This window comes from Rhodobacter sp. TJ_12, assembly GCF_020023995.1.
GTDB lineage: Bacteria > Pseudomonadota > Alphaproteobacteria > Rhodobacterales > Rhodobacteraceae > Rhodobacter.
In genome coordinates this window covers 1-585 of record NZ_NRRD01000074.1, presented here as the reverse complement: position 1 = coordinate 585, position 585 = coordinate 1, and the positions used below count along the sequence as shown (strand labels likewise).

1 protein-coding gene is annotated in these 585 nt (G+C 51.1%); it reads left to right on the top strand.

Annotation, left to right across the window (positions count from 1 at the left end):
- Positions 1 to 585, top strand: a 585-nt coding sequence (locus tag CKO11_RS17235; protein WP_223641541.1) for a hypothetical protein, incomplete at both ends; no start/stop codon positions are given.

Sequence of the window (585 nt, the reverse complement as noted above, 5' to 3'; positions counted from 1 at the left end):
CTCAACACAATCCGCGAACTGCTGTTTCTTTACGAAATGGAAGATCGTTTCAGTGCCGATAAAAAAAGACTCCGGGTGGCCACAGAACTGCTCGAGTTACTCGAGACCGATCAAGTTCTCAGGAGAGAGGCATTTGAGGACATCCCCGCTCAACTGGTGAGTCTTCTGGACAGAGATCTGCTGGTTGACCCCACTCGCAGCCCGGTGGAAAAGCGTCCTCGTCTTATCTGTAGCCTCTGCGTACAACTGGCGGATATCACCGAGGCCAGTTATATCACTGAGGCTCTTGAGATGCTTGAACAGGAGCTGTTTACAGAGCACCCTCTGGATGAAAACTGTGCGCGGGATATTTACGCACTGACGAACGGGGTCATGAGTGTGCTCCTCACCCGGGGAATGACGCTTACGGAATGTTACTTGCTGTACATCAATATTTTCAGAAATGTGAGTACTGAACCGGACGCTTTCCGGACCGCCTTTCACTCGTTCCGGCAGAAACTGGTAACACCTACCCGGGACGTAACAGTCCGGATGTTTATTATCAGTGAGAAACTGCACACCCTGCTTAACACGCAAGGACCCACA